At 63.4% G+C, this 26,194-nt stretch carries 26 protein-coding genes; 7 read left to right on the plus strand and 19 right to left on the minus strand.

Features of this window, described 5'->3' with window-relative positions; genetic code table 11:
• Window positions 1-366 precede the first annotated feature (366 nt).
• The 6 genes from IB249_RS00935 to IB249_RS00960 all read right to left on the minus strand — a co-directional run bounded on the left by IB249_RS00935 (window position 367) and on the right by IB249_RS00960 (window position 6,693).
• Window positions 367-1,470 (minus strand): hypothetical protein, encoded by a 1,104-nt coding sequence (locus tag IB249_RS00935; RefSeq protein ID WP_225606788.1) that lies wholly within the window; start codon window positions 1,468-1,470, stop codon window positions 367-369.
• Window positions 1,471-1,480: 10 nt separating this feature from the next.
• The gene (locus IB249_RS00940; RefSeq protein ID WP_192301667.1) at window positions 1,481-2,632 is read right to left on the minus strand and encodes a M24 family metallopeptidase; all 1,152 of its coding nucleotides are present in this window, start codon (window positions 2,630-2,632) and stop codon (window positions 1,481-1,483) included.
• A gap of 66 nt (window positions 2,633-2,698) precedes the next feature.
• On the minus strand, window positions 2,699-3,553 hold the full coding sequence (locus IB249_RS00945; RefSeq protein ID WP_192301668.1) for an ABC transporter permease: 855 nt from the start codon (window positions 3,551-3,553) through the stop codon (window positions 2,699-2,701).
• Window positions 3,550-4,398, minus strand: coding sequence for an ABC transporter permease (locus IB249_RS00950; protein WP_192301669.1), 849 nt, complete (start codon window positions 4,396-4,398; stop codon window positions 3,550-3,552). The genes IB249_RS00945 and IB249_RS00950 overlap by 4 nt, the downstream gene beginning before the upstream one ends.
• A gap of 1 nt (window position 4,399) precedes the next feature.
• Window positions 4,400-5,515 (minus strand): ABC transporter substrate-binding protein, encoded by a 1,116-nt coding sequence (locus IB249_RS00955; protein WP_192301670.1) that lies wholly within the window; start codon window positions 5,513-5,515, stop codon window positions 4,400-4,402.
• A 77-nt stretch (window positions 5,516-5,592) separates the two neighbouring features.
• Window positions 5,593-6,693 carry an ABC transporter ATP-binding protein gene (locus IB249_RS00960; protein WP_192301671.1) on the minus strand — a complete coding sequence of 367 codons (1,101 nt, stop codon included), beginning with the start codon at window positions 6,691-6,693 and terminating at the stop codon, window positions 5,593-5,595.
• Window positions 6,694-6,823: 130 nt separating this feature from the next.
• Between IB249_RS00960 and IB249_RS00965 the strand changes: the two genes are divergently transcribed.
• On the plus strand, window positions 6,824-7,717 hold the full coding sequence (locus IB249_RS00965; RefSeq protein WP_192301672.1) for a LysR family transcriptional regulator: 894 nt from the start codon (window positions 6,824-6,826) through the stop codon (window positions 7,715-7,717).
• Between the two features lie 34 nt (window positions 7,718-7,751).
• Here the strand turns inward: IB249_RS00965 and IB249_RS00970 are convergent, their stop codons facing one another.
• Window positions 7,752-8,111, minus strand: a complete 360-nt coding sequence (locus tag IB249_RS00970; protein WP_225606789.1) for a cupin domain-containing protein — start codon at window positions 8,109-8,111, stop codon at window positions 7,752-7,754.
• 17 nt (window positions 8,112-8,128) lie between these two features.
• Window positions 8,129-9,526: an NAD(P)/FAD-dependent oxidoreductase gene (locus tag IB249_RS00975; RefSeq protein ID WP_192301674.1), complete on the minus strand. Its 1,398-nt coding sequence runs from the start codon at window positions 9,524-9,526 to the stop codon at window positions 8,129-8,131.
• A gap of 158 nt (window positions 9,527-9,684) precedes the next feature.
• Here IB249_RS00975 and IB249_RS00980 point away from each other — a divergent pair, with 158 nt between their 5' ends.
• Both IB249_RS00980 and IB249_RS00985 read left to right on the plus strand, forming a co-directional pair.
• A complete protein-coding gene (locus IB249_RS00980; RefSeq protein ID WP_412547982.1) occupies window positions 9,685-10,503 on the plus strand; it encodes a helix-turn-helix domain-containing protein in 819 nt (272 codons plus the stop codon).
• A 222-nt stretch (window positions 10,504-10,725) separates the two neighbouring features.
• Window positions 10,726-11,805, plus strand: coding sequence for a sensor histidine kinase (locus IB249_RS00985; RefSeq protein ID WP_192301676.1), 1,080 nt, complete (start codon window positions 10,726-10,728; stop codon window positions 11,803-11,805).
• Here the strand turns inward: IB249_RS00985 and IB249_RS00990 are convergent.
• The 5 genes from IB249_RS00990 to IB249_RS01010 all read right to left on the minus strand — a co-directional run bounded on the left by IB249_RS00990 (window position 11,766) and on the right by IB249_RS01010 (window position 17,473).
• Entirely contained in the window at window positions 11,766-12,944 is a 1,179-nt protein-coding gene (locus tag IB249_RS00990) for a carboxylate-amine ligase (RefSeq protein WP_192301677.1), read from the minus strand. The two genes, IB249_RS00985 and IB249_RS00990, sit on opposite strands and share 40 nt — an antisense overlap.
• Before the next feature lie 15 nt (window positions 12,945-12,959).
• Window positions 12,960-13,238 (minus strand): hypothetical protein, encoded by a 279-nt coding sequence (locus tag IB249_RS00995; protein ID WP_192301678.1) that lies wholly within the window; start codon window positions 13,236-13,238, stop codon window positions 12,960-12,962.
• Between the two features lie 178 nt (window positions 13,239-13,416).
• Complete coding sequence (locus IB249_RS01000) at window positions 13,417-14,349, minus strand: homocysteine S-methyltransferase family protein (RefSeq protein WP_192301679.1); 933 nt, start codon at window positions 14,347-14,349, stop codon at window positions 13,417-13,419.
• Window positions 14,349-15,323: a glycine betaine ABC transporter substrate-binding protein gene (locus tag IB249_RS01005; RefSeq protein WP_192302788.1), complete on the minus strand. Its 975-nt coding sequence runs from the start codon at window positions 15,321-15,323 to the stop codon at window positions 14,349-14,351. Before IB249_RS01005 ends, IB249_RS01000 begins: the two co-directional genes overlap by 1 nt.
• Before the next feature lie 86 nt (window positions 15,324-15,409).
• Window positions 15,410-17,473: an ATP-binding cassette domain-containing protein gene (locus IB249_RS01010; protein WP_318653487.1), complete on the minus strand. Its 2,064-nt coding sequence runs from the start codon at window positions 17,471-17,473 to the stop codon at window positions 15,410-15,412.
• A gap of 396 nt (window positions 17,474-17,869) precedes the next feature.
• Here IB249_RS01010 and IB249_RS01015 point away from each other — a divergent pair, with 396 nt between their 5' ends.
• A complete protein-coding gene (locus IB249_RS01015) occupies window positions 17,870-18,316 on the plus strand; it encodes a cupin domain-containing protein (protein WP_192301681.1) in 447 nt (148 codons plus the stop codon).
• Window positions 18,317-18,352: 36 nt separating this feature from the next.
• Here the strand turns inward: IB249_RS01015 and IB249_RS01020 are convergent, their stop codons facing one another.
• The 3 genes from IB249_RS01020 to IB249_RS01030 form a co-directional block, all read right to left on the minus strand.
• Window positions 18,353-18,955 carry a DUF4157 domain-containing protein gene (locus tag IB249_RS01020; RefSeq protein WP_192301682.1) on the minus strand — a complete coding sequence of 201 codons (603 nt, stop codon included), beginning with the start codon at window positions 18,953-18,955 and terminating at the stop codon, window positions 18,353-18,355.
• 245 nt (window positions 18,956-19,200) lie between these two features.
• Window positions 19,201-19,542, minus strand: a complete 342-nt coding sequence (locus IB249_RS01025) for a hypothetical protein (RefSeq protein ID WP_192301683.1) — start codon at window positions 19,540-19,542, stop codon at window positions 19,201-19,203.
• Window positions 19,543-19,576: 34 nt separating this feature from the next.
• Window positions 19,577-20,518: a catalase family peroxidase gene (locus IB249_RS01030; RefSeq protein ID WP_192301684.1), complete on the minus strand. Its 942-nt coding sequence runs from the start codon at window positions 20,516-20,518 to the stop codon at window positions 19,577-19,579.
• A 214-nt stretch (window positions 20,519-20,732) separates the two neighbouring features.
• Between IB249_RS01030 and IB249_RS01035 the strand changes: the two genes are divergently transcribed.
• On the plus strand, window positions 20,733-21,353 hold the full coding sequence (locus IB249_RS01035; protein ID WP_192301685.1) for a helix-turn-helix transcriptional regulator: 621 nt from the start codon (window positions 20,733-20,735) through the stop codon (window positions 21,351-21,353).
• Between the two features lie 12 nt (window positions 21,354-21,365).
• Here IB249_RS01035 and IB249_RS01040 read toward each other — a convergent pair whose 3' ends face one another.
• The gene (locus tag IB249_RS01040) at window positions 21,366-22,469 is read right to left on the minus strand and encodes an FAD-dependent monooxygenase (protein ID WP_225606790.1); all 1,104 of its coding nucleotides are present in this window, start codon (window positions 22,467-22,469) and stop codon (window positions 21,366-21,368) included.
• Window positions 22,470-22,685: 216 nt separating this feature from the next.
• Between IB249_RS01040 and IB249_RS01045 the strand changes: the two genes are divergently transcribed.
• Together IB249_RS01045 and IB249_RS01050 are read left to right on the plus strand one after the other, a co-directional pair.
• A complete protein-coding gene (locus IB249_RS01045) occupies window positions 22,686-23,735 on the plus strand; it encodes an NAD(P)-dependent alcohol dehydrogenase (RefSeq protein WP_192301686.1) in 1,050 nt (349 codons plus the stop codon).
• Window positions 23,736-23,810: 75 nt separating this feature from the next.
• Window positions 23,811-24,998: an MFS transporter gene (locus tag IB249_RS01050; RefSeq protein ID WP_225606791.1), complete on the plus strand. Its 1,188-nt coding sequence runs from the start codon at window positions 23,811-23,813 to the stop codon at window positions 24,996-24,998.
• A gap of 16 nt (window positions 24,999-25,014) precedes the next feature.
• On the opposite strand, the gene IB249_RS01055 is transcribed toward IB249_RS01050, so the two are convergent.
• Window positions 25,015-25,416 carry an ExbD/TolR family protein gene (locus IB249_RS01055; protein WP_192301687.1) on the minus strand — a complete coding sequence of 134 codons (402 nt, stop codon included), beginning with the start codon at window positions 25,414-25,416 and terminating at the stop codon, window positions 25,015-25,017.
• 1 nt (window position 25,417) lies between these two features.
• A complete protein-coding gene (locus tag IB249_RS01060; protein WP_192301688.1) occupies window positions 25,418-26,143 on the minus strand; it encodes a MotA/TolQ/ExbB proton channel family protein in 726 nt (241 codons plus the stop codon).
• Window positions 26,144-26,194: the final 51 nt, after the last annotated feature.

Raw genomic sequence — 26,194 nt, forward strand, 5'->3', positions numbered from 1 at the left:
AGAGGAGGTGCAGCGCAGCAAACCGGAGGCGATGTCCCCGGAGGGATGCCGCAGCGAAGGAACGCCGAGCCCAAGCGAGGGGCCGGACGCTTGGGGCGAGCCTTTTTGGTTACTTTTTTGGTGTTTGAAAAAAGTGACCCGCTGTAAGAGCGGAACCATAGGCGGCCGTGACCGCAGCAATAGATATGCACTCGGTCAAAGCACAACAAGCTCAGCCCTCAGGCGCCTTCGCGAGCAGGCTCGCTCCCACAAGGGAACTGGATACAGCCGCAACCTGCTCGCGATGGACCGTAGAACACTCAGCAACCCCAGGCTTCCAGCGTCATCGCTGACAACCATCGCGAGCGAACTGCGCCTCCCCCCTGCTCAGAACGCCCAACCCACCTCCTCCAGGGCCCGGCCCAGCGCGGCAACATCCGCATGGCTGCGCTCCTCGAACGCGGGCATGTACGCCAGCGGGTCGGGCAAGGTCGACGCCTGGCCAAGGAAACCCTGGGCCGCCGCGTGCAGGCAGTAAGCGCTGTAGGCCGGGTTGTAGCCGCCTTCCTGAACGATCAGCAGCCGCCCTTCACAGTGCGCGTCGGCGAACTGGCGGGCCCGTTGTGCCAGACGATTGAAGCCGTACATGGTCAACAGCTGCCGGCCGTTCGGGTCGAACTGCGAGGCGTCCAGGCCATTGGCGATGATCAGTAACTGGGGAGCAAACGCCGCCAGCGCCGGCTCCACAAACTGCTCGAACGCCAGTTCGTAGGTCAGGTCCCCGGAACCCATCGGCAACGGGATGTTCAGGTTGCAGCCAAGCCCTTCGCCACTGCCCCGCTCCTCGACGCCCCCGGTCTGCGGATGGCTCGGCCCCCAGGCGCCGTGATCCATGTGCAGCGACACGGTGAGCACCGTGGGGTCCTGGTAGAAACCCTCCTGAGTGCCATTGCCGTGGTGCACGTCCCAGTCGACGATGGCCACCCGCTCGATCCCCGCCGCCTGGGCCGCTCGCGCGGCCACCGCCACGTTGTTGAAAAAGCAGTAACCGTCCGCCATCGCCGGCGCCGCATGGTGGCCCGGCGGACGCACCAGGGCCATGGCCGGCCGATGCTCGCGCAGGGTTTGTTCAAGCGCCGCGACACTGGTGCCGGCGGCGGCCAGCAGCCCGGCCAGGCCGCCAGCGTTGATCAGCGTGGTGCTGCTGAAGCGCCGCCCGTGCTGATCGGCTTGCTGGATGTCGTCGCGATACGCCTCGGTGTGAAAACGCAGGATTTCATGCCACGTGGCGTGGCGGCCCGCGTGCCAGGCCAGATGGTCGGCCACCGGTCCATTGCGCAGAATGGCCCGCATGTTCACCAGCCGAGGGTTGCTTTCCGGGTGTTGGGTCTGGGTGTCCAGCAGCTCGCTGGGCGGTGCCTCGAACACCCCGTAGCCGGTGTCGTGGCGCAGCACGTCGTCGTGCCAGAAAACGTCCATCAATGCAGACATGAAGTACTCCTCAGTCGATGATCGTCAGTTCGGGAGCAATTTCCGACAGGCTGCGCGAACCGTCCGCTTCGCACAGCACCGTGTCCCCCAGCTTGAGGCCGAAACCTTCGGAGTACAGCGACAGGTTCGGTTCGATCGAGAACGACATGTTCGGCTGGAACACATGATCGTCCGCCTCGTCGACCATCATCGCCTCCAGCCAGGTCGGCGGATACGCCAGGCCAAGACTGTAGCCGATGCGGTGCACGCGGGTGCGCGACAGGTCGATGCGATCGAGGATCTTGTTGCACACGCGGTTGGCCTCGCCGACCGGCGTGCCCGGCTTCGCCACCTCGATGGCGGCGTTGAAGGCTTCGGTCAGCAGGGTCGAGACTTCACGCACCCGCGCCGTCGGTTTGCCGATGACCGCCGTGCGCATCAGGATCGCGTGGTAGCGATTGCACACGCCGGCATGCTCGAGAATCACCACGTCGCCGGGGCTGATGGTGATGCGATGCGGCATGGCGTGGGTCATGGTGCTGCGGCGGCCGGTGGCGCACATCGGGCTGATCGCCGAGTACTCGCTGCCCGCCTCCCCCAGCGCCTTGGACACCACGCCGGAAATTTCCACTTCGGACATGCCCGGACGCAGCGCTTCGAACGCCGCCCGCATGCCGTAGTCGGCCATGCGCGCGGCACTGCGCTGGTATTCGATTTCTTCGGCGGTCTTGATCAGGCGTTCTTCGGCCACCACCACCGAAGCATCCTCGAAATGCGCGTTCGGCATGTGCCGCAGCAGGGTGGTGTATTGCAGGGGACTGAAGGTCGACGCCTGCATTTCCAGGCCGATCCGCCCCTGGCTCAGGCCCAGCCCTTCGAGCGAGTCGGCGACGATGCGCAGCGGGTCCTGCTTGGCGATGTCGTAGAAAATCCCTTCTTCCAGGCTCGACAACTCATAGGTGCAAGGCTCTTCGCTGGTGCGGGTCAGGAAGATCGGATTGGCCAGCTTGGGCGAAATGATCAGCGCCTGATACCAGAGGAAACCCAGGCTGTCGAAGCCCGTCAGGTAGTTGATGTTGTCCGGGTAATTGACCACCAGCGCGTCAAGACCACGCTCGCTCATTCGACGTTTGACCGCGTCGATGCGTTGACGATAAGTGCGCAGGGGAAATGCAGTCATCATGAGGTATCCCTCCTTAGGGAAAAGGTGCACGGGTGACGGGTGAGTTACCGCAGTAAGGCGGGTCGGCTAGCGACCCGGTGTGTCAGCGTTCCTGCCGTGCCGGTACAGACGCACCAACAGCACGACCAGGGTGATGAAAATCATCAGGGTGGAGACGGCGGCGACGGCCGGGTCCAGGTTGTAGCGCAGGCCATCCCAGATCCGCTTGGGCACGGTGATCACGTTGAGGCCGCTGGTGAACAGCGTGACCACCACTTCCTCCCAGGACATGATGAAGGCCATGAAAAAACTCCCGGCCATGCCCACGCGCACGTTGGGCATCAGCACCTGGCGGATGGTCATCCACAACCCGGCGCCCATTGAGCGAGAGGCCTTGTACAGGCTGGTGTCGAGCCGGCTGTAAGCCACCAGCATGGCGATCAGCGAGTACGGCAGCGCCATCATCAGGTGACCGAAACCCACGCTCAGCAGGGTGTCGAGTTGCTGGACCCTGGCCCCCAGGTAGTAAATGGACATGGCCGACACCACCTGCGGCACGATCATCGGCAACAGCACTACGCCAGTGAGCGCGACACGGTAGCGCGGCTCCAGCCAGATGCCGGTGGCGAACATGAATGCCAGCGCGGTACTGACCACGCCCACGACAATCGCCAACCCCAGGCTTTGCAGGATCGAACTCAGCCAGCCGCCGCTCAGCAGTTCCAGGTAGTGACGCAACGACCAGGCACCGTCCGGAAAAGCCAGGTAGCGCTGATCGCCGAACGACAGCGGAACGATGACCAGGATCGGCAGCAGCAGGAATCCCGCCGCCAGCCACAGACCGGCGAACGACAGCAGCCGGGCGACATCGAAACGCAACTTGAATCGAGTGGCGGCCGGCGTTTGTGCCGCCGCCCGATTCACCGTAGGCAATGTGCTCATGCGGTCCTCCCGGTCAAACGTCCAAAACCCACCAGCTTGCCAAACACCACCGCGCAAACCGCGACCATCAACATCAGGACAATGCTCAGTGCCGCGCCCAGGCCCCAGTTGGACAACTGGAACATCTGGATGTAGATGCTCTCGGCCAGCATCGCGGCCTTGCCGCCGCCCAACAGGGCTGGCGTGACGAAACAGCCCAGGCTGAACACGAACACCGTCGCCGAGGCTGCCGCCACACCCGGCAGGGTGAGCGGGAAAAACACGTCCTTGAGCATGGCCCAGCGACCGGCGCCCAGGCTGCTCGCCGCACGCAACAAGCCGTCGTCGATCTGCCGCATGGACGACAGCAATGGCAGCACGGCGTAGGGCACCATGAAATGCACCATGCCGATCAGCGCGCCCAGTTCGTTGCGCACCAGGGCCAACGGTTCGTCGACGATGCCCAAGGTCAGCAGGCTCTGGTTGACCAGGCCGTCGTTGCGCAACAACACCAGCCAGGCAAACGCGCGAATCAACATCGACAACCAGAACGGCAACAGCACGAACAACTCGATGAACTGCCGTCCCCGTCCCGAGGCGAAACGCCAGCGGTAGGCAATCAGGTACGCAATGGCGACGCTGATCAGCGTCGTCAACAAACAGATGCGCAGGGTTCGCCAGATGATCGTGTGGATCGTCGCGCTGTCGAGGATGGTCGCGTAGTGCTGCACGCCAGGCTGCGGCAGGCTGAAGCTCCAGCCCAGCACACCCAGCGTCGGCAGCAGGTAGCCGACGAGGATGATCACCGGCAGCGGCAGGATCAGCAGTGCGTAGATGCGCAACGTACCTTGGGAACCGAGTCGCATGTCAGCCACCAATCAGCGCCAGGTAACGTTCGAGCGTCTCACCGTAGTGATCGGCGTACCACAGGTTGTTCATCGACACCTGCCTGCTCAGGTTTTCCGGCGCGGTCGGGTTGATGCGCTGCAACTCGGGCGAGAGCAAGGCGTTCGCCTTGGCATCCACCGGCCCCATGTTGTAGACCTCCATCAGCCTGGCCTGAACCTCCGGGCGCAGCGCATAGGCGATGAACTTCATGGCGTTGGCCGCGCCGGCGGGGTTGTTCTTGGGCACCATCCACACCGACGGCGCGACGATGGCGTTGTCGAACGTCCAGTCGATGGCACCTCCGGTGTCGTGTTTGATCAGCTCGGCGCGGGTGTGCCACACCTGGCCCATGCTCGCCTCGCCGTCGCGCAACAGTTGCTGCGACTCGGCACCGGTGGACCAGTGCGTGACCACGTGCGGCATCAATTCTTCGATCTTGCGCAGGGCACGGTCGACGTCCAGCGGGTAGAGCTTGTCCGGCGCGACACCATCGGCCAGCAAGGCGCACTCCAGGTTGGCGCTCATCCATTTGTAGAGCGTGCGTTTGCCGGGGTACTTCTTCACGTCCCAGAAATCCGCCCAGCTTTTTGGCGGGTTCTTGCCAAAGCGTTTGGCGTCGAAGGCGATCACGTAGCTGTAGGTGTAGTTCGCCAGGCCGAATTCATGGATGTCGCCATAGCCGATCAGCGACTTGTCGACAATCGAGTAATCGATCGGCGCCAGCACGCCCTCCTTGCCCAGGCGGTACGAGGAATACATTTCACCGTCGCACACGTCCCAGCGCACGGCGCCGCTGTTGACCTGGGTTTTCACCGCGCCCTCGGTGGGCCCGCTGCCATCGACCTTCAACTGCAGGCCGCTGGCGGCGTTGAAACCCTGATAACTCTTCTCGAAAGCGGGGACTGCGTCACCGCCCCAATTGGACACCACCAGCGATCCGCCTGCGGCGAATGCACTGCGCAGCGGGCCAAGCCCGGCCATGGCGGCCGCGACCATCAAGGCCTGGTTGAAACTGCGACGACTGAGCGTGCCGGCTTCGAGCTTTTCCCGGGCGATGTCCATTGTGTCGTCGATAAAGCGCTGTTTGTCTTTCATCCTAGAAACCCCATGCAATAGGTTGTGGGCAGGTGATCGAACCAGTTTCTTGTTAGGTGTGTTGCTTGGTTTTGTCGTCAGGAACAAATCAGGTGGCCATGCTGCCGTGACCAGGAGCACCAATACGCTTGGCCGCGCTCCAGGCTGTTCAACATCGGGTGACCGACCGGGATGCGCAGCGCCATCGGTTGCGCATCCTCAAGTCGCATATCCAGGCTGACGTGGGTGCCCAGATAGGTCAGTTTTTCCATGCGGGCGACCACGCCGTTGCCGCCGCCGGCCTGGGCGAACGGTTGCAGGTCGACATGTTCGGGACGGATCGCCAGCCAGTGCTGGCCGGTGTTGCTGACGGCCACCGGGTCGGCGCCACGGGTGACCACCAGCGGCCGGCCCTGATAATCGCAGACCAGCGTATCGTCCTGGCGGCGGATACCCTGCACACCGAGCAGGTTGGTATCCCCGAGGAAATTGGCCACGAACCGACTGGCCGGACGCTCGTAGACTTCCTGCGGCGTGCCCAGTTGTTCCAGCCGGCCGTGGTTGAACACGGCGACACGATCCGACAGCGCCAGCGCTTCTTCCTGGTCGTGGGTGACGAACACAAAGGTGGTGCCGAACTCCTTGTGCATGCGCGCCAACTCGACCTGCATCTCCTGGCGCAAGCGCCGGTCAAGGGCGGACAGCGGCTCGTCGAGCAACAACAGCGATGGTTCGAACACCAGCGCCCTGGCGAGTGCGACGCGCTGCTGCTGGCCGCCGGAAAGCTGCTTGATGCCGCGATTGCCCTTGCCTTCCAGGCCGACCCTTTCCAGCATCTGCCCGACTTTCTCGGTGATTTGCGCGGCGGGCACTTTGCGCACCTTGAGCGGGTAAGCAATGTTCTGCGCCACGGTCATGTGCGGGAACAGCGCATAGCCCTGGAACACCACGCCGAAATCGCGCTGGTCGGCTGGCAGGTGGGTGATGTCCTGGCCGTTGCGCTCGATGCGGCCTTCGGAGGGCTGCTCGAATCCGGCGAGCATCATCAGGGTGGTGCTTTTGCCGGAGCCGGATGGCCCGAGCAGGGTCAGGAATTCGCCGCGCTTGATGTGCAGGGTCAGGTCACTCAACGCACGGGTTTCGCCGTAAGACTTGCCCAGCCGCAACAGGTCGACAAAATGCTCATGCTTGACCGACATCGAAAATCCCTCTCATTTAAGCGGTTGAGTGACTGACGCGTGCAGCCATCTTCAAGTCAAACCAGATTGACATCAAATGATTTGTTTTCTAGGGTTCATGTGAATTCAACTAACGGTTAATCAAGCGAACATGGCTCTGAAAGCGACCCGCCGACTGCCCTCGCTGATCGCCTTGCGCGCCTTCGATGCCCTCGTCCGCCAAGGCAGCACGGGGGGTGCCGCGCTGGAACTGCACGTCACCCACAGCGCCATCAGCCATCAGATCAAGAAGCTCGAAGAGGAGTTGCAAGTCGCACTGGTGGAACGCCAGGGCAAAGGCGTGCACCTGACCTCGGCCGGGCGCAAGCTTAGTCAACTGGTCAACGGTGCGTTCGAGCAATTGCGGGATATCCAGACCGCCCTGCCGACCACGACCCCTTCCGGCAGTCTGCGCATTGCCTGCGCCCCGGCGCTGCTGGCGCGTATCTCGAAGATCCTCGACCGCTTCCTGCGCGACTACCCGGACGTGTCGCTGTACATGCTGCCGATCGAGCAGGCCACGCCGAACGTGGACATGGTGATTTCGTTCGGCGACAGCCAGGTCGAAGGCCAGCGCATCGCGGCACTGGGCGACATCATGTATTTCCCGGTGGGCAGCCCGCGGCTGCTCAACGGCAGCGAGCCGTTGCGCAAGCCGCGTGACCTGGAGCGACAGGTGTTATTGCACGAGGACGAGGGGTACGACTGGAGCCGCTACTTCCTGGCGGCAGGCATTCCCAGCCTGCAGGGCCGACAAAACATCTACCTGCCGAACGCCTCGCTGACCATCGATGCGGCCATTGCCGGCACCGGCGTCACCATCAGCGATTACATCCTGGCGGGCGAACACCTGGCCCAGGGCACCCTGATCCGGCTGTTCGACATCGAGTTCCCGGCCCCCCACCCCTACTTCATCATCATGCCGCTGCGCAGTACCAATGAGCTGGCCAAGGCCTTTTCGGACTGGTTGATGCGTGAGCTGGAGATGATTGCGCGGGTGGATTGACGCGCGTCGCAGGCATGGGCTCCCACCGTTCCAATCACCCCCGCAGAATCATGAACACCTTGCGCACAGGCGTGAGATTTTCCCAGGTGCCCTTGAACCCTGCAGCGACCACGAACGTGGCGCCAGCCATGAACTCCTGGCTGACGCCCTGGCTGTCGGTCAGCCGCACATGCCCTTCGAGCAGGTGGCAGAGCTCGTCGTAATCGCATTCGCAGCGCTCAAGGTGCTCGGGCGCTTCCCAGATACCGCCCGTGGCTTTCTTCTGCGGGTCGACAAAATGCCGCCAACTGCGGCTGCGATACGGCGTATCGACCAGCGCCGGGTCGCTGGTTTCCAGCTCGACCGCTGGCAAATCGGGGTTGGCGAAGTCGATGATGTGTTCAGGCTTGTTCATGGATGTGCTCACTTCAGTCAGGAATCAAAACCGATGCCCAGCGCGTCAAAGCCCTTGAGCAGCCAGTCACGGTGCCCGGTGAGGTCTTCGCGGGCCAGCGAGCGCTGGGCCAATGACACGCCCGCGTAACGCAAGGGCTCGGGTGGAAACGGAAAAGGTGCGGTCGAGGTCATCGCCAGTTTGGTGCGTTCGGTCGGTTTGCCCTCGAGCAGATCAAGCAGGGTCAGCGCCGCGAAACGACTGGCCGATACCCCTTGCCCGGTGAACCCCTGTGCATAGGCCACGTGCCCGTTCGGTGAGGTGCCGCAAAACATCGTGGTGCGCGCCGAGGTGTCGATGATGCCGCCCCAGGCATGGGTAAACCTGACATCGGCCAATGCCGGAAACGCCGACTGGAACTGCCGGGCCAGGGTCGCGAAGCTGTCCGGACGTTGCGTCAGGGCCTCGTCACGGCGGCTGCCGAAATGGTAAATCGCGTCATACCCGCCCCAGAGAATGCGGTTGTCCTCGGTTTTGCGCAGGTAATGGAACTGATTGCCGCTGTCGGCGATGCCGTAGCGCCCGACCCACCCGATGGCGCGCAACTGCGCGTCGTCGAGTGGCTGGGTCGCCAGGGCATAGTCATAAATCGGGATGACCTTGGACTTCAGCGAGCCCAGCAATGGCGGCGCAATGTTGGTGGCAAGCGCGACCCTGGCCGCCTTGACCGTGCCCAGGCCGGTTTCCAGCACCTGGGCAATACCGTCCTGGCGCAAGGCGCTGACCGGGGAATGCTCGAACAACTGAACACCTTGCGCCAGGCACACCCGGCGTAGCTCGGCGACCATTTTCACCGGGTTGAGCAGCGCGTAGTTGGGCTCGAAAACACCCGCGACATAGTCAGGTGAGTCAAGGTACGACTTGAGTGCCTCGCCCTCCAGGTACTCGCAGGCAATCCCGAAACGCGCGTAGTTACGCTGCATCGAGCGCAACCCTTCGACCTGCCAGGGCTGGTGGGCGACGTTGAGTTTTCCCTTGCGCTCGAAACTGACGTCCATGGCGTAGTGCTGCAGATCCTGCTCGAAGGCATCCAGGTTTTCCCGGCCCAGGCGCACCAGCTGCTCGGCTTCCCCGGGCCAGCGTTTCAGCGCATTGGCCACCCCGTGGGAAATGCTCGGTGCGCAAAACCCACCGTTGCGCCCGCTGGCTTCGCCGCCGCACTGCCCGGCCTCCAGCACCACAATCGTCGCGTCGGGCGAGCGCTGACGCGCCAACAGCGCCGTCCACAAACCCAGGAACCCGCCGCCGACGATGGCGAGATCGCACGAGACATCGCCGGTCAGCCGCGGGGCGACGGGCGTGTCGACTCGCGCCTCCTGCCAGACAGGGTAAGGCCGGGCATCGGCCAGGGACTGGTTCGCGGCGTGAGGTGTCATGGGCGCATGCTCCAAAAAATTCATGGGCTGACGCTAAAGCAATGGCCGGCGCTTTCACAGGTACGACGGCGCGACAAACCTCGCAGCGGACACGGGCGGAAAACCGGCGCTTCTGGAATACTCTGGGCTTTGCCCTGATCCGCGCCATGGAGTTCGTTGTGGAAGCACTTGATTTACCCACCACCGCTACCTTCGTGACAGACCCTGCCAGCGTGCAGACCCACGAGGTCGCCGTGCGTTATCACCAGGCCTGGAAGCGCCGTGACCTCGATGGCGTGATGGCGCTGTATCACCCCAGTGTCGAATACAACGACTTCCTGCAGAACCGCACCCTGGACTACGCGCAACTGCGCGACTACCTCGGCGCCAGCATGCCGCTGGGATCGCAGGAGTTGCAGACCTACACCGACCGCCTGCGCATCGATGGCGATACCGCCTTCCTGCAATACCGGGTCACGCTCAATGGCAGCGACGGGCTGGTTTCATTCCGCACGGTGGAAGCGCTGTCGATCAGGGACGGGCTGATTGTCAAAGTCAACGAACACGCGGTCCTGGTCAGCCAGGCGCTTTCGGTGACCCGCCCGGCCTACAGCGCCGGCGCGGTCAGTCGCCTGGGCTTGTCGGCCCGGCAGATCGGGGCGCTGGCCAATGACTTGCAGCAGTACTTCGAACAGTCCAAGCCCTTTCTCGATCCCCGGCTGGACCTGTCCCATGTGGCTGCATCGACGGGTTACACGCGCAACCAGATTTCGTTTTTCCTCAATCAGGTTCGCGGCCAGACGTTTTATGCCCTGCTCAATCAGCTGCGCCTGGACGAGGCACTTGAACGGCTGAATGCCCAGGGAGCGGCGGCGCGGATCGAGGAGATTGCCAGCGCGGCCGGGTTCAACTCGTTGTCGACGTTTTATCGGTGTTTCAAGGAAAGGACCGGGTGTTCGCCGAAGGGTTACCTGCAATCCAACACCCCCCCGCTGTAGGAGCGAGGTCCGGACAACGCCGGTAGCCGGACCGCCAGAGCGTCGTCATCGAATGCCATCGCCAGCAGGCTCGCTCCCACGGGGGTCATGCATCGCGCCTACACTCTCTTCGTCCTCAACTAAAATGACACCTGGAGCCAAGGCCGGCTCCTTCGCCCGTTCGCCTGTCGGACGCAAGGCACATTCCTATTACGGGTTACCAGGGAGGCAAGAACGACCGCTATGCGACTGTCTGATTTCATTCTCACGCACATGCAACAGATTTTATTGGCAAGGGAGACGTACACCGGGACGATCGACACACCTGGGCCGGCAATGGACGCCAAAGGCCTGAACAACCATGCGCAGTTCATTCTGGAAACGGTTGCCCGCGACATGCGCAGTGCCCGGCCCGAGGGCGATTCGCCGGCCAGGGCTCAGGCAAGCACACGTCTGATGGCAGGGTTCACCCTGGACCAGATGGTCCTGGAGTACCGGGCCTTGCGCGCCAGCGTGCTGCGGCTCTGGCTCGCGGACGCCCCCTTCGTCGACGGTTCCCAGGTCGATGACATGATTGGTTTCAACGAAGCGATCGATCAGGTGCTCGTGGAATCCATTGCGACGTATGGGCAAGCCGTGGAATCGACACGCAAGAACGTGCTGGGCGTTCTCGGGCATGACCTGCGCTCCCCGTTGGGCGCGGTGATGATGGCGAGCGACCTGCTGCGCCAGCACGAAAACCTGTCCGAGCGCGGACTTCAGCTGGCAACACAGATAAGCACGAGCGTGCGGCGAGCCAACCTGATGGTCAATGACTTGCTCGACCTGGCGCGGGTCAACCTGGGGACGGGAATACCCGTGAAGCGCGAAGCCTGCGAGCTGAACGCGCTGTGCACATCGGTCATCGAGGAGCTGCGCACCGGGTTTGCGCAGGTACGGATTGTGTTGCATGCCAGCGAGCGCGTCACCGGCCACTTCGATCCGTTGCGCATGGAGCAGGTGTTCACCAACCTGATTGCCAACGCGATTCGCCATGGCGATCCGCAGCAACCGATCCACGTGACACTCGCCCGCCAAGGCGACCGAGCATTGTTCAGCGTGCACAATCGCGGCGAACTCATTCCGGCCCATCTCATGCCCTGCCTGTTCAATCCCCAGGGCCGCTACTCCAGCTATGCCAGCGACGAAAAGGGCTCATCCGCCGGGCTGGGCCTGGGCTTGTTCATCGCCGCGCAAATCGTCGAAGGCCACGGCGGCAGCATCGAAGTGGCGTCGACGCTCGATCAGGGCACGACCTTCACGGTGCTGCTGCCCTCGGCCTGAGCCGTACGCGGGCGATGGCCCTGGGCGGTTTCCGTCAGCAGATGATCGACCACCTGCGAAAGCGCAAGATCGGTGGTGTGGCCGCTGCTGATGGAGGCTTCATAAACGCCGCGCTGCCGTTCTGCGCTGCTGCCTTCGCAGGCAATCTGCCGCAGCTCGGCAAACACGCCCTCCACGCCCAGTGCTCGCGCGGTTTCCCCCAGCGTCTGCTCTGCCATGGACAGCCATTGCCCAAGGGTCACCGGTGCGTCGAAACCCTCGACGAGGAACGCTGCGTTGATGCCCGACCGTTTCGCCCTCCAGCGATTCTCCATCACTCGCCATCTTGATTTCGCCGAGTAATCCGCGCCCGGGCGAGGTTGCGCGATGGCATGGGCGACCATCACGCGGAACAGTGAAGCCAGACTCAGCGCGTCCCCCAGGCGCGGACAGGCGTCGGTCATGCGTAACTCCAGCGTCGGATAGCCGGCCGAGGGACGCACGCCCCACCAGCAGCCACCGGCGTCTTTCAGGGTGCCATTGGCGATGAGAAAGGCGACGTAGGCGTCGTAGTCATGCTGATCTTCCAGGTACTCCGGCACGCCCATGCGCGGCCATTCATCACAGGCGGTCTGCCGATAACTGGCGAACCCACTGTCATCGCCCTGCCAAAAGGGCGAGGAACTGCTCAACGCCAGCAGCAGCGGTGTCCAGGGCAGCACCTCGTTCATGACGTGAATGCGGTCCCGGTCACCCGGAATTTCAACGTGCACGTGCAGGCCCGAGAGCAGGCTGCGTCGGGCAACCTGCTGGTAATCGTTGAACAGTTGCTGGAAATGCGCCTGGGTCGTGGCCCGTTGCAGGTGCCAATCCCCCAGGGGATGGCTGCCGGCGCTCAGCAATCCCAGGCCGAAGGGCTGCAACGCCTGCCGCAGGGCGCCGCGGGCGTTGGCGAAATACTCTGCGGCCTGCGACAGGCGGGTGAAAACAGGCGAAGCCACTTCGATCTGCGCCTGGAACATCTCGTAGGCGAAGCCATGGCCAACTGCAGCCTTGCACGCATCGCTCACAGCCCGAGGCACTTCGCCTGGCATCCGCTGGGTGGCCAGGTCCGTAATGAAATACTCTTCTTCGATGCCGAACCTCAGTTGCTCGCTCATGGCGGCCCCGGTGTGCTAAGCGAGGTTCGGGATGCAGGGCCGTGCCGGGTGGTAATCCTCCCCCGCGACCGCCCGCAGATAAGCCTGGTCTGCGCGGACACGCAGTTCCCGCCACTCCGGCCAATCGACAAGACCGACGCGATCCATCTCGTCCGCCTGGCGAAGCAGCTCCTCATGGTAGGCGTCCGGGCAGTGCCTGCGCAGCGTGCCGTCGTCGAGCGCACGATGCCAGGCGTCCAGGGCACAGAGTCGCTGCTGTTGCAGGGGCGTCAACGGGTGGTTGAAAGAGGTCATGGCGGCATCAATCCGGGGATGTTTTGGTATGGAACATCCGGGATGCCGCCAGGTTCAGGGAAACTGACGAGTGTGTTGTTTGCGCAGGCCTGATCGCCGGCAAGCCCGCTCCCCACGGCAGTCCAGCATTCAAAAATCCACAGCGCGAGCGAGCCGGCTCGCGATGGCTACCGGGCAGTCAACCAGATCCGTCAGGTGCCACCCCCTTTTGTGACGGCAGCAGGTGCAAATGCAACTGCGCGATGTGTTCAGGCCCGATACCGCAGCAGCCGCCGACGATGTTGGCGCCAGCGGCGACCCAGGCACTGGACCAGTGCAGGTAGGATTCCGGGGTCAGGTCGGCACGGATCTCCAGCAAGGTGCTATTGGCCTTGGCCTCGGTGCTGACGGGAGGAAACGCGTTGGCGTAAACCCCCAGTTCGATGGCTTGGCCAAGACGCTGAATCACCGCTTGCGCCTCGACCAGTGCCGCCGCCATGACTTCCGGCTGGCTGCAGTTGAACAACACCACGGCGGCCCCCAGTTCGGCGGCGACCTCCACGGCATCGGCCACCGCTTCGCCGGAGCGCAGGCGCGGTGCGCCATCGGCTTGATCCAGCAGCGTAAAGGACAACCACAGGGGTTTCGGTTCAGAACCCAGGGCTTCGCTGACCGCGCGTACTTCGGCAATGGAGCTTTGGGTTTCCGCCAGCCAGACATCGACCTGGTCGCGCAACCCGGCAATCAGTTGCCGATGAATGTCGACGCTGCGCGAGTGATCGAACAAATCCGGCCGATACGAGCCCAGGGCCGGCGGCAACGAACCGGCCACCGTGACCGGCTCGGCATTTTCGCCAGCGGCCTGGCGAGCCAGGCGCCCGGCCCTTTCAGCCAGGGTTCGGCCGTGCTCGGCAAAGCGTTCCTCACCAATGTGAAACGGCACCACCGCGTAGCTGTTGGTGGTGATGATCCGGGCCCCGGCCGCGATGAATGAGCGGTGAGCCTGCAGCACGGACTCCGGCGATTCGATCAACGCCAGCGCCGACCATTCCGGTTGACGGAAAGGGGCGCCGATGCGCTGCAACTCCCGCCCCATGCCGCCATCGAGCAAACGTAGGTTCGATGCACTCATCAGTTGGCGCTCACCTTCTGCGCCGGACCGGCCAGCCACTGATCGACGATCGCAGGGTTCGCCTTGACCCAGGCCTTGGCCGCTACATCGGCCGGCTGCTTTTCCTTCTCGATCTTCAGGATCAGGTCATTGAGTTGCGAGGGCTCGATGGCGACGTTTTGCAGAAACTCGGCAATCTTCGGTGCCCGCTTTTGCAGGGCGACAGAGGACAGCACGTAGACCTTGGCATCCGGGAATGCGCAGGTGATCTGGCTCTTGTTCAGCCAGTCCGGATCCACCGTCGGGCTGATGAACTTCCAGCAGCCATCGGCCTTGTACAGCGGATCGCCTTTCTTGTTGTCCTGGGCATAACCGTCGAAGGCCGGCTCTTCCAGGCGACGCAGGTCGAAGGCGGAGAAGATCCAGTCCGGGGTGTAGGCATAGAACACCACGCCGCGCTGGGCCTTGTAGGCCGCTGCCAGTTTCGAATAGGTCACCGAAGCCTCGGTGGAAATCGACTCGAATTTATCGGCGAACTGGTAATCCTTGGCCTTGATTTGACCGATGTAGGTCGACTCCCAACCCGCCGGCCCCACCAGCAACTGAGCCTTGCCACCGCCCAGGGGTTCGAAGAGCTTGGCCACTTCCGGCTTCTTCAGGTCATACACGGATTTGACCCCGTATTTGTCCTGCAAATAGCCGGGGATGTAGAAGCCTTGCTCCCCCACATAGGGCTGCTTGTTCGGCACCAGCGAGCGGGTGCCGCCGGTGACATACTTGGCCCACGCCGCGGATTGGTTGGGCAGCCAGATGTCGGTCAGCACGTCGACCGAACCGTCGCCTTTGGACGCCGCACTGAACAGCACCGGGACATCCCCGGCCAGGTAGGAAACGTCGGCATCCAGACGGGTTTGCAGCACTTCTCCGAGGATGTGCTGGATGGCGATGGCCCCGGTCCAGTTCTGTTCGCCGATGACGATCTTGTCCTTGGCCATGGCCGTGGCGGAACCGATCAGGGAAGCCAGCAATGCCGCCGTGCCAAGGGTGCGCGATAGGGGTGTCTTCACGATAAATCTCACTGTCAGTGGTTGAGGTGGTCTTGCTTGCGCAAGCTCGATTGAATGATTCGGTCGGGGATCAGCGCGCACACGACAATCGCAACGCCGGCCAGCACGCCCTCGCCGCCCTTGATGTTGCGCAGCGCGGTCATGACGTCGTAACCCAGGCCGCCGGCGCCAATCAGGGCCGCGACCACCACCATCGACAGGCTCATGACGATGGTCTGGTTGATCCCCAGCAGCAGCGAGCGACGGGCCAGCGGCAACTGCACCTTGATCAGGGTCTGCCAGGGGCTGGCGCCGTGTGCCACGGCGGCTTCGACCGCGTCCTTGGGCACCTCCTGGATGCCCAGCGACGTCAGGCGGATCATCGGCGCCAGGGCAAAAATCACGGTGGCGATCACGGCAGGCGTCTTGCCCACCGAGAAGAACGCCACGGCGGGGATCAGATAGACGAAGGTCGGCAGGGTCTGCATGACATCCAGCAAAGGCGTGACCAGGCGGCGCACCAGCGGTCGTTTGGCCAGCACAATGCCGGTGGGAACACCCAGCACCAGGGCGATCAGCACCGAGGACCCCACCAGCGCCAGCGTGGCAATGGTGTGCTCCCAGAAGCCGAACACACCGATGTACAACAATGCTGCGCCGCTGGTGAGCGCCAACGTCCATCCGGCAGAGCGCCAGGCCAGGAACACCAGCGCCAGCGCCGAAACGGGCCATGGCAACCAGCCCAGGATGTTTTCCACGCCCTCGATCACCGTGCGCACGGCAACGATCACGCCCACGAATGCGCCTTCGAAGGTGATTTGCGACCAGCCGATGAAGTCGTCGATGCCTTGCGCGGTCAACAGCATGGCCTGGCGGTTGATGGGAAACTGCAACAGCGCATGGGTGGTTTCCGGCGTCACCACGCGCCACAGCACCAGCGCCTGGGACACCAGCACCACCGCCAATGGCAGCAGCCAACCGGAGGGGCTGAAACGCGAGGCATGACGGCTCAGGGAAATCGCCGTCAGACGGCTGGCTGCCAGCACGAGCAGCGCAACCGGAATCAGCCACCACGATGAGCTGGCAACGCCCTGCCCCAACGCGGCCAGGGCCGCGAGTTCGAGCGCATAGGTGCTCCAGAAGGAGCCGCCCTTGCCCCGCGCCGCCAAGGCCGCCGGCCCCAGCAGCAGCGCTTGCCACCATGGCAACCCGGCAGTGGCCGGCTGCTCGCGAAGTTCCGGTTGCGCGGCGTGCACCGCCAGGCTGTTCACAGCGACGGGCGCGGATGAGGCGGGCTGGCAATCGCGGAAGAAATCTGCCACTTCGGCGTCGGCCGGTTGCTCAAGCAGCTGTTGCGGCGTCCCCAATTGCACCAGGCGCCCCCGGCGCAGCACCGCGATGCGGTCGGCCAGGCGGATCGCCTCGGCCGGATCATGGGTGACCAGCAGTGTCGTGATCCCGCGCTCACGGACCAGTGCCAGGAAATGACGTTGCAGGTCTCGCCGGATCGTCGGGTCCAGCGCGCTGAAAGGTTCGTCCATCAACAGGAAGTCCGGCTCCGTCACCAACGCCCTGGCCAGCCCGACGCGTTGCTGCATGCCGCCGGACAGCTCGCGGGGGTAATGCTCGCCCCAGCCCTCCAGGCCGACGGCCTTGAGTTGCACGGCGGCCGCCGCCAGGCGGATGGCTTCCGGCTCGCCACACAGTTCCAAGGGCAGCGCGACATTCTCCAGGACCGTGCGATGGGGCAACAGGCCGAAATGCTGGAACACCATGCCGATGCGCCGTGACCTGAGCGTGCGCAACGCACGGTTGCTCAAGCCGCTGATGGCCTGGCCTTCGATCAGCACTTCACCCTGGGTCGGTTCGATCAAGCGATTGATGTGGCGCAGCAAGGTCGACTTGCCGCTGCCCGAAGTGCCCATCAGGCACAGGACCTCACCGCGTCGCACCTTGAGACTGACGTCGTTGACCGCAGGCAGGGTCGGCGCGCCTTTTTTGCGCAGGTAAGCCTTGGTGACGGCCCGCAGTTCAAGCACCACATCGCCATCTTTCTCAAGCTCGGCACCGGGTTGAATGGACCTCTGCGCAGACTCGATGTCTGTCGCCAACGGGGTTTGAATGACTGTCACAGGCGCTCCCGGCAAACCACCTGCAAGAACACTCGCTCACAGGTTCTGAAAAGTCGGGCGTCAGACCGTGACCGGAAATCGGTCAGCCCAACGCCAAAAAAACGCCCGGCTGGAAGCCCGGCGCTCTGGATTGGCATAAAGCTAAACGATCTTAAAAAATTAATATAAATACTATTTTGGAATTAGCTTAGGCGACGTTTCGCTCGCGCTTTTGTACCCCAACGTATCCCCGGAGGCGGCGGCCAACTCCCGATACAAAAGCCCTCAGTCTCGACACGCGGCAGATACACCGCGCCCTCCTAATGAAGTCACCGCAGACGCGGCCCCTCAACCCTTCGCCGTGCTCTTCCAGGAGAACAAAAAATGTCTCGATTCAAGACTCGTAAAACCGCTGGCGTATTGGGTGCTGCCCTTGCTGCGAGCATCGCACTGGGCGCATTCGCTGGCCTCACCCATGCCGAAGACGTCAAGGCTGCCAAGAGCTGGCAGACCGGCCTGCACCGTACGGACCTGTTGCGCGGGGACCTGGGGGCCGCCGACCGCGAAGTCATCCAGGTTCGTGTGGACTTCGAGCCAGGCGTCGCGGCGCCCAAGCATTCCCACCCCGGCGTTGAAATCGCCCACGTCGACAGTGGCACGTTCGAGTATCAGCTCGAAGGCCAGCCGCCCGTGACGCTGAAAGCGGGCGACTCGCTGTTCATTCCGGAAGGGGTCGCCCATACGGCGAAGAACGTTGGCTCGACCACCGCGTCGGAACTGGCGACCTACATCGTGAAGAAAAATACGCCGCTGTTGATCCTGTCGAAATAAGCGACGTTTGTCGCAGGAGGCGCTCAGGGCGTGGGGTCATTGCGGACCACGCCCCGCAGCGGCCTCTTCGCGCATCACCCGCCCCACCTCGATCTGAACGGCGTAGGCCGGTTCCTCCACGGCGTTGAAATCCTGCGTGTAACGCTGGGCGAACCCTTCGACGCCCCACGTCTGATACTGCTGCACATGCTTGAGTTCATGGGCCCAGAGCGCGATGTTCTGCTCGGCATCCCGAGGGGCTCGGAAAATGATGACGTCGATCAGCGTCACCGCGCCGATATCCGGGTTCTGCAGCATGGCATTGGCGGCGTTGAACTGGCCGTTATCGCTGATTCTGTAGCGCACCGCGTCGAGCACAGGGGCGTCATACCAACGCAGCAGTTGCTCGCGGACAGCCGGCGGCATCGGTTGAACACCGGCGTTGACCGCTTCGGTGCGCGATTGGGTCAGCCACAACGCCAGGGCTGGCGCCGCCACCTGATAGATACCCTCGGGCACGCCCACGATTTTGCCCAGGTCGGGCAGGCAAAGGCAGCCGTTCAGGCACACCTGTTTCTCGCCTGACGGGCAGGCGCTTTCTTGAGCCGAAACTGAAAGGCTCAGGCACAGCATCAGCATTGGCAGCAAGTGCAGGGTCATGGCAGCGCAGGTTCCTGCTCGGGAAGGCGGCAGTGTGTCGTCCAGCCCAAGGTTAGCCCCGAACTGAGTTCCTCCCAAGCCTGCAACCTGTCATCAGGCTCGACGCACGTGGGGGTTCACCAGGCATCTGCGATGACGTCAGTTCACTGGACGAAAAAAGCCCCACGCCGAAAACCGGCGCAGGGTCAAAATGGTTGGTTGCGGCCAACCAAAGGAGCTGGGGGAAACGTACTTGCGGGCCGAGATCAGATGCAGTCCCGGGCCACGCGCTCGAAGCTCGACGGCAAGACATTCGAGGCCAGCGGTTGGCGGTCGTAGACAAACACCTTGCCGCCCTTCCCGGCCTTGTGCGCCTCCAGGACCTTGTCCGCCGACAACCTGCTGGGCACCACGATCCGATAACTGCGCTGACTCTGTGAAACGCTCGGGGTCAATGCGCCGTCCTGCAATTTCGGTACGACGCAATCGGCGTACTCGGCAGGCGTCTTGCGGGTCTGCAGGGTCAGGGTCGGGTCGTTCGGCGCGCAGGCACAACCCGCGAGCAACACAGCGCCAAACGCCATGGTCGTCACGCGTAAAGGATGCATGGATCTGAGCCTCGGGATAGCCAGTGGTGTTTGATCAGTTCGCGGCTTCGTCAGCAGCCTGACGACGCGCCAGCGATACGCTGTACGCCGCGCTGCGCGCCAGGAGCACCGGGTCGTCCGACGGTTCGATGCCTTCGGGCAGGCGCATCGGGTCGAAGACGCCCTGGTTGCACAGGGCATCGGACGTGGTGGTGCGGATGCTCAGGCACCCGAGCTCAAGGCGAGCGCCAACGTTCTCGCTCCAGGGCTGCGACGGATCGACCAGCGAGTCGTCCGGTCCGGCGGGCTGGATGTACAAGTTGAATTGCACCGTGCCGGCCTGTAAACGCGACTCGAGGTCTGTCGCCAGAAAGGCATCGGGCAGGTTGGCTTCCTGCTCCTCATTGAGATAAACCGTGCCTGCCAGCGGTTCCATGACCAGCCGGCCCCACACTCCCTCCCCGCGGCTGTTGACGAAGCGGAAGGCGTGCGTCGAGAAATACGCCGTCGTGGCGTAGGACGCCGGTGCCGGGTGAGCGGCCAGCAGACGGGGCTGGCGTTTGCCGTCGGGGAAGCTGGCTTCATATGCCTTGATGTTGTCGGGATCAGGCTTTTGGGTGGCCGGGTCGGCGACGCGTGCCTGCAGGAACGCGACAAACGAGGCCGGTGTCGCGGCGAAGAACACCGGCTCGGAGATCATCATCAGGTCGTAGGCTTGCGAGTCATTGCTCAGGTGCACTGACAAACCGCGCACGGTGCGACTCTTATCGGAAACGTTCGGATTGCCACCGCCGACCGAAAAGCGCAACACGGCAGGCACCTCGCCCTGGGAAAACAGGCTCGAGCGGACCCACTGCGGTGCGTTCGGCGAGGGCGTGAATTGACCGGTCGCGCAGACCCCCTTGGCATGAGAACTTCGAGCGGCCTTGTGTTTGCCGAACACGGCATTCAGTGCATCGATCATTTCGGCAGGGCGGGCGTTTTCGTGTGCGTTCATTGGTCTGGGCTCAGGAACATCAGGCTTGGCTTCTTCGCGACGTGCTGCTGAAACAGCAGAAGTCTTGCGCATTGGCGTTAGGTTTCTGGGTTTTGCCAGGCCAGTCTAACGAGCTTACGCGATTAATGACAATACCAATTGTCATTAATCGCGTAAGCCCATTTCCCCGACGGGATTGCTATGATCGGCACTTTGGAACCACAAGGGTTTTTTCGTGACCACGAAAAACGACATCCTGCGCCTGTTGCAACGCGAACCGCTCACCGTCGTGCAGCTGTGCTCGCACCTCGACGTCACGCGCAACGCCATCAACGTGCAGTTGCGCCAACTCGAAGCCGAAGGGGCGGTGCGCCGCGCCAGCGTCAAGCAACGGGGGATGCTGGGCAAACCACCGGTGGTGTACGAGGCGGCACCGGGCAGCGAGGACATCGAATCGAGCGCCTACCGCCTGTTCCTGCGCGGGCTCCTGAAAGTCATGCAGACACGCATGGACGAACAGCAGATCAGTGAACTGCTCGACGAAACCGGTCGTCACCTCGCCCGGGAAGCCGGCATCGCCACACCGCGGGATTTCCAGAGTGGCCTGCAGTCGGCCATGGCGGCGGCCGACGCGCTCGGCGCCAGCACCGAAGCCCATGCCCAGGAAGAAGGCGTCATGGTGCGCAACTACACCTGTCCGCTGGGCGGTGCCGTGCGTGACCAACCTTGCGTTTGCCGGGCCATGGCCTCGTTCTTCTCCGAAGCCACCGGGCAACCGGCCGCAGACCAGTGTCTTCGCGGAGAACGTCTGGTGTGCCAGTACCTGATCACGCGGCCCATGGAGAGCGGGGCCTGAGCCCCTTCCCGACTACAGCGAAGCCAGCAGCGGCGTGTAGCTGCGTTTGTAGAGGCGGTCGCCCAGCCACCTGAGGATGACGTTGCGGGCAGGCGTCGGCAGCGTGCGCATCTTGTCGCGCGCGACACATTGTTTCTGCACCCAATCCACCCTGGGCTTGCGTCTCGCGCTGTAGGCCTGCAACGCCGACGCCACGTCCTGATGCGCCGCGAGGGCTTCGGCCAGCGCCAGTGCATCCTCGAGGGCCATGCCGGCGCCCTCCGCCATGCTCGGCGATGACGCGTGTGCCGCGTCGCCGATGAGCACGGCGCGGCCTCGATACCAGTCCTGCATCACCACCTGCTGGATACTGCCGAAATGCGTGTCCTGCCCGGCCTGGGCGAGCAATGGCAGCAGCGGCTCGGCGAAGTCGGCGAACAGGCTTTCGAGCGAGGCGTGCCGGACGCGATCGGCGTCCGCTTCGGCCAGTGCCATGTCGGCATAGACGTAGACCTGTTCGCGGCTGACAGGGATGGCCAGCAAGGTGCGCCCCTTGCCCAGCATCGCCGTCCAGCCGTCGATGCCCGGGCTGTTGTGCGTGATGAAGCGCCAGCAGACATTGCCGACGTACGACGGCTGGACCGCCGGGAAGATCATCCGGCGAACCGTGGAGTCGATGCCGTCGGCGCCAATGACCAGGTCATAGGTGGCCGTGGTGTCGTCGGAGAAAGCCACTTCGCACGCCTCGGCGGACGGCGTCATGCCGGTGATCGAGACACCGAACCGGGTCCGGGTGCGTTCCAGCGCGCCACGCAGGATCGCGTGCAGCGCATTGCGCGGCAGCGACAGGCAAGGCCCGCAATCCCGCCAGAAATCCTGGGTATCGGTGACGGTCAGTATTCGTCCGCGCTGATCCATGATGCGTTGCGTGTGGATGACCGCCGCGACAGCGCGCACCGACTCCAGCAGCCCCAATTGCTCAAGGGCCCGGCCGGCATTCCCCGGCAGATAGAACCCCATGCCGCCGGGCGTTTCATCCTGGCGTCGTTCGATCAGGTCCGGTTCCAGGCCCTGGCGTTCCAGAGCCCTGGCCATGGCGAAGCCGGCAATGCCGCCGCCCACTATCAGTATCCGCATTCCCGTGTCCTTGAGTCTTTGAGTCTTTGAGTCTTTGAGTCTTTGAGTCTTTGAACATAAGCGATGACGCCATCATAACCTGCAGAAATGACAACCCGTGCCAGGGGACCGGCCAACACTCATAGAATCAGGCAAGCAATCCACAGGAATGGTCTACAGCGAATCCGCGGCATGGGCAGAGAATGGGCATCCGACTTACTCAATCAGGAATTTCCCATGCTTGTACACGCCTACGGTGCCCATGCAGGTGACAAACCCCTTGAGCCCATGCAGATCAACCGCCGCACGCCCGGCGCCCATGACATCCAGATCGATATCGCGTTTTGCGGCATTTGCCATTCGGACCTGCACCAGGTGCGTGCGGAGTGGGCAGGCACGCAATTTCCCTGCGTACCGGGGCATGAAATCGTCGGTCGCGTCGCCGCCGTCGGCGCCCATGTGACGGATTTCAAGAAGGGCGACCTGGTCGGTGTCGGCTGTATCGTCGACAGCTGCAAACACTGCGACGACTGTGAGTCCGGCCTGGAAAACTACTGCGACGGCATGGTCGGCACCTACAACTTTCCGACCCCGGACGCGCCCGGCTGGACACTCGGCGGCTACGCGCAAAACATCGTGGTGCATGAGCGTTACGTCCTGCGCATCCGCCATCCCGAAGCACAACTGGCCGCCGTTGCGCCGCTGCTGTGTGCGGGCATTACCACCTACTCGCCACTGCGGCACTGGAACGCCGGGCCGGGCAAGAAAGTCGGCGTGGTCGGCATCGGCGGCCTGGGTCATATGGGCATCAAGCTCGCGCATGCCATGGGTGCGCAGGTCGTGGCCTTCACCACGTCCGAGTCCAAACGTGAGGCGGCCCGGCAACTGGGCGCCGACGAAGTGGTGGTGTCGCGCAACGCCGAAGAAATGGCCGCGCATGCCAAGAGCTTCGACTTCATCCTCAACACCGTCGCCGCGCCCCACGACCTCGATGCGTTCCTGGTACTGCTCAAGCGCGATGGTGCGTTGACGCTCGTGGGCGCTCCCGCCTCGCCGCATACCTCGCCGAACGTGTTCAACCTGATCACCAAGCGCCGCACGATTGCCGGCTCGATGATCGGCGGCATTCCCGAGACCCAGCAGATGCTGGATTTCTGTGCCGAACACGGCATCGTCGCCGACATCGAGCTGGTGCGCGCCGACCAGATCAACGCGTCCTATGAGCGCATGCTCAAAGGCGAGGTGAAGTACCGTTTCGTGATCGACAACGCCACACTCGCCGGCTGAAGCCCCTCGATAAAAACACCCCTTCCCCGCGCCCCCGCTCCAGGGGGCGCGACGCTTTGCGCAGGATTCAAAACCATGACCCATCACCCCCGACAATCATGGGGCGCGGTATTCGCCATGTCCCTCGCCGCCTTTGTGCTGGTGGCCTCGGAGTTCATGCCCGTCAGCCTGTTGACGCCCATTGCGGCAGATCTGCACGTCACCGAAGGACAGGCCGGCCAGGGCATCGCCATGTCCGGACTGTTCGCCCTGATCACCAGTCTCCTGATCGCCTCGGTGGCAGCGCGAGTCGAGCGCAAACCATTGCTGCTGTCGCTCACGCTGCTGATGATCGTTTCTGGAACGGTAGCGGCGTTCGCACCGAACTACACGACATTCATGCTCGGCCGCGCCCTGATCGGCATCGCCATCGGGGGTTTCTGGTCGCTGTCGGCAGCCACCGCGATGCGTCTGGTGGCCGAAGATCAGGTCACCCGGGCGATGGCCATCGTCAATGGCGGCAATGCCCTGGCCACGGTGGTTGCCGCACCGCTGGGCAGTTTCCTCGGCGCGCTGATCGGCTGGCGCGGGGCGTTTTTCTGCATCGTGCCGGTCGCGGTCCTCGCCGGCCTGTGGCTCTTGATCAGCTTGCCAACGATGAAAAACACCGCCAGCACCGGCAGCGCGAATGCCTTGCGGTTGATGAAAAGAGTGCCGGTCGCGCTGGGCATGGTCGCGGTCAGCATATTTTTCATGGGCCAGTTCATGTTGTTCACTTACTTGCGCCCCTTCCTTGAAACAGTCACCCACGTCAGTGTGTCCATGCTCTCGCTGATGCTGCTGGTGCTGGGGTTGGCGGGGCTGGCCGGCACCTTCCTGATCGAAGCGTTCCTCAAGGTCGGCCTGCATCGCACCCTGATCGTCATCCCGGTGCTGATGGCCATGATCGCACTGGCCCTGGTGTCCTTCGGTAGCTCGGCGATCACCACCACTGTCTTGCTGGGAATCTGGGGGCTGGTGGCGACGGCAGCGCCAGTGGGTTGGTGGACATGGCTGGCGAAAACGCTGCCGGACGATGCAGAAGCGGGAGGCGGCTTGATGGTCGCCATCGTCCAGCTGGCCATCGCGTCTGGCGCGACCGTGGGCGGCCTGGTGTTCGACTTCAGCGGCTACCGCGCGACCTTCGAATTGAGTGCCCTGTTGCTGGGGGTGGCGGCGGTTCTGGCGTGCCTGTCTGCACGTGCCGCGTTGCGGGGCACGCCTGCGGTGGCGAACCCTGCATGAACCGCCGCTCACGCCCCTACTTCGCGGTAATCACTGACAATTTGGTGATTCCTGCCCGTTCGATCGACGCCATGGCCCGCGCCACTTCGCCGTAGTTCACCCCGTTATCCGCCTGCAGCTGGACACGCAGGTCGGCGTTTTTTTCCCTGGCGGATTTGAGGTTGGTTTCCAGCAGGTCCGGCTGAATCTCGTCCTTGTTGATGAACAGCTTGCCCTTGTCGTCGATGCTCACCACCAGCGGGTCTTTCTGTTCCACCGGTGCCACCGCTTCGGTCTTCGGCAGGTTGATCGGGATCGAGTTGGTCAGCAGTGGCGCGGTGACGATGAACACCACCAGCAGCACCAGCATCACGTCCACCAGGGGTGTGACGTTGATTTCACTCAGCACTTCATCGCTGTCTTGGGTGGAAAAAGCCATCTCAGGACGCCTCCTTCACTTTTTGCCCGGTCGCGGTGGCGGCGGATTTTTTGTGGGCCGGATGCAGCAGTACGCGGAAGGCGTTCTTTTGCGCCAGGCTGTAGAAGTCGTGGGCGAAGTCGTCGAGGTCGGCAGCCGTGAGTTTCAGGCGCCGCAGGAAGTAGTTGTAGACCAGCACCGCCGGGACCGCGACGGCGATCCCCACGCCGGTGGCGACCAGAGCGGCGCCGATGGGGCCGGCCACGGTTTCCAGGCTGGCCGAACCGGCCGCGCTGATGCCCTTGAGCGCGGACATGATGCCCCAGACCGTACCGAACAGGCCGATGAAGGGCGAGGTGCTGCCGATGCTGGCGAGAATCGCCAGGCCGGTTTCCAGCGAGCGGCGCTCACGCACGATCTGTTGGCGCAGGGCGCGCTCGAGGCGGTCCTGGTGATTGATCGCCTGGCTCAGGTCGGTGGCCTGCGCCCCGTCCGGCACCTGGATCGCGGCATACCCGGCCTGGGCGACACGGGCGGCGGCACCGGGATGGTCGTGGGCCAGTTGCGCGGCGGAATCGAGGCTGGAAGCGGCCCAGAATTGTTTGTGGAAACGCCGGTCCTGATTCTTCAGGCGGGTGAACTGCACGCCCTTGAGCAGGGCCAGGCCCCAGGTGGCGACAGAAAAGACAATCAGCAGCCAGATGACCGCGTGTTCGATGGATTCGAAAGGGGAAGCGATGAGGTTCATGGTCGGCACTCCAACAAGGCATTAGTCGTTTGTTGCGATGCGCCTTTTGTC

This window comes from Pseudomonas sp. PDM04 (assembly GCF_014851765.1).
GTDB lineage: Bacteria > Pseudomonadota > Gammaproteobacteria > Pseudomonadales > Pseudomonadaceae > Aquipseudomonas.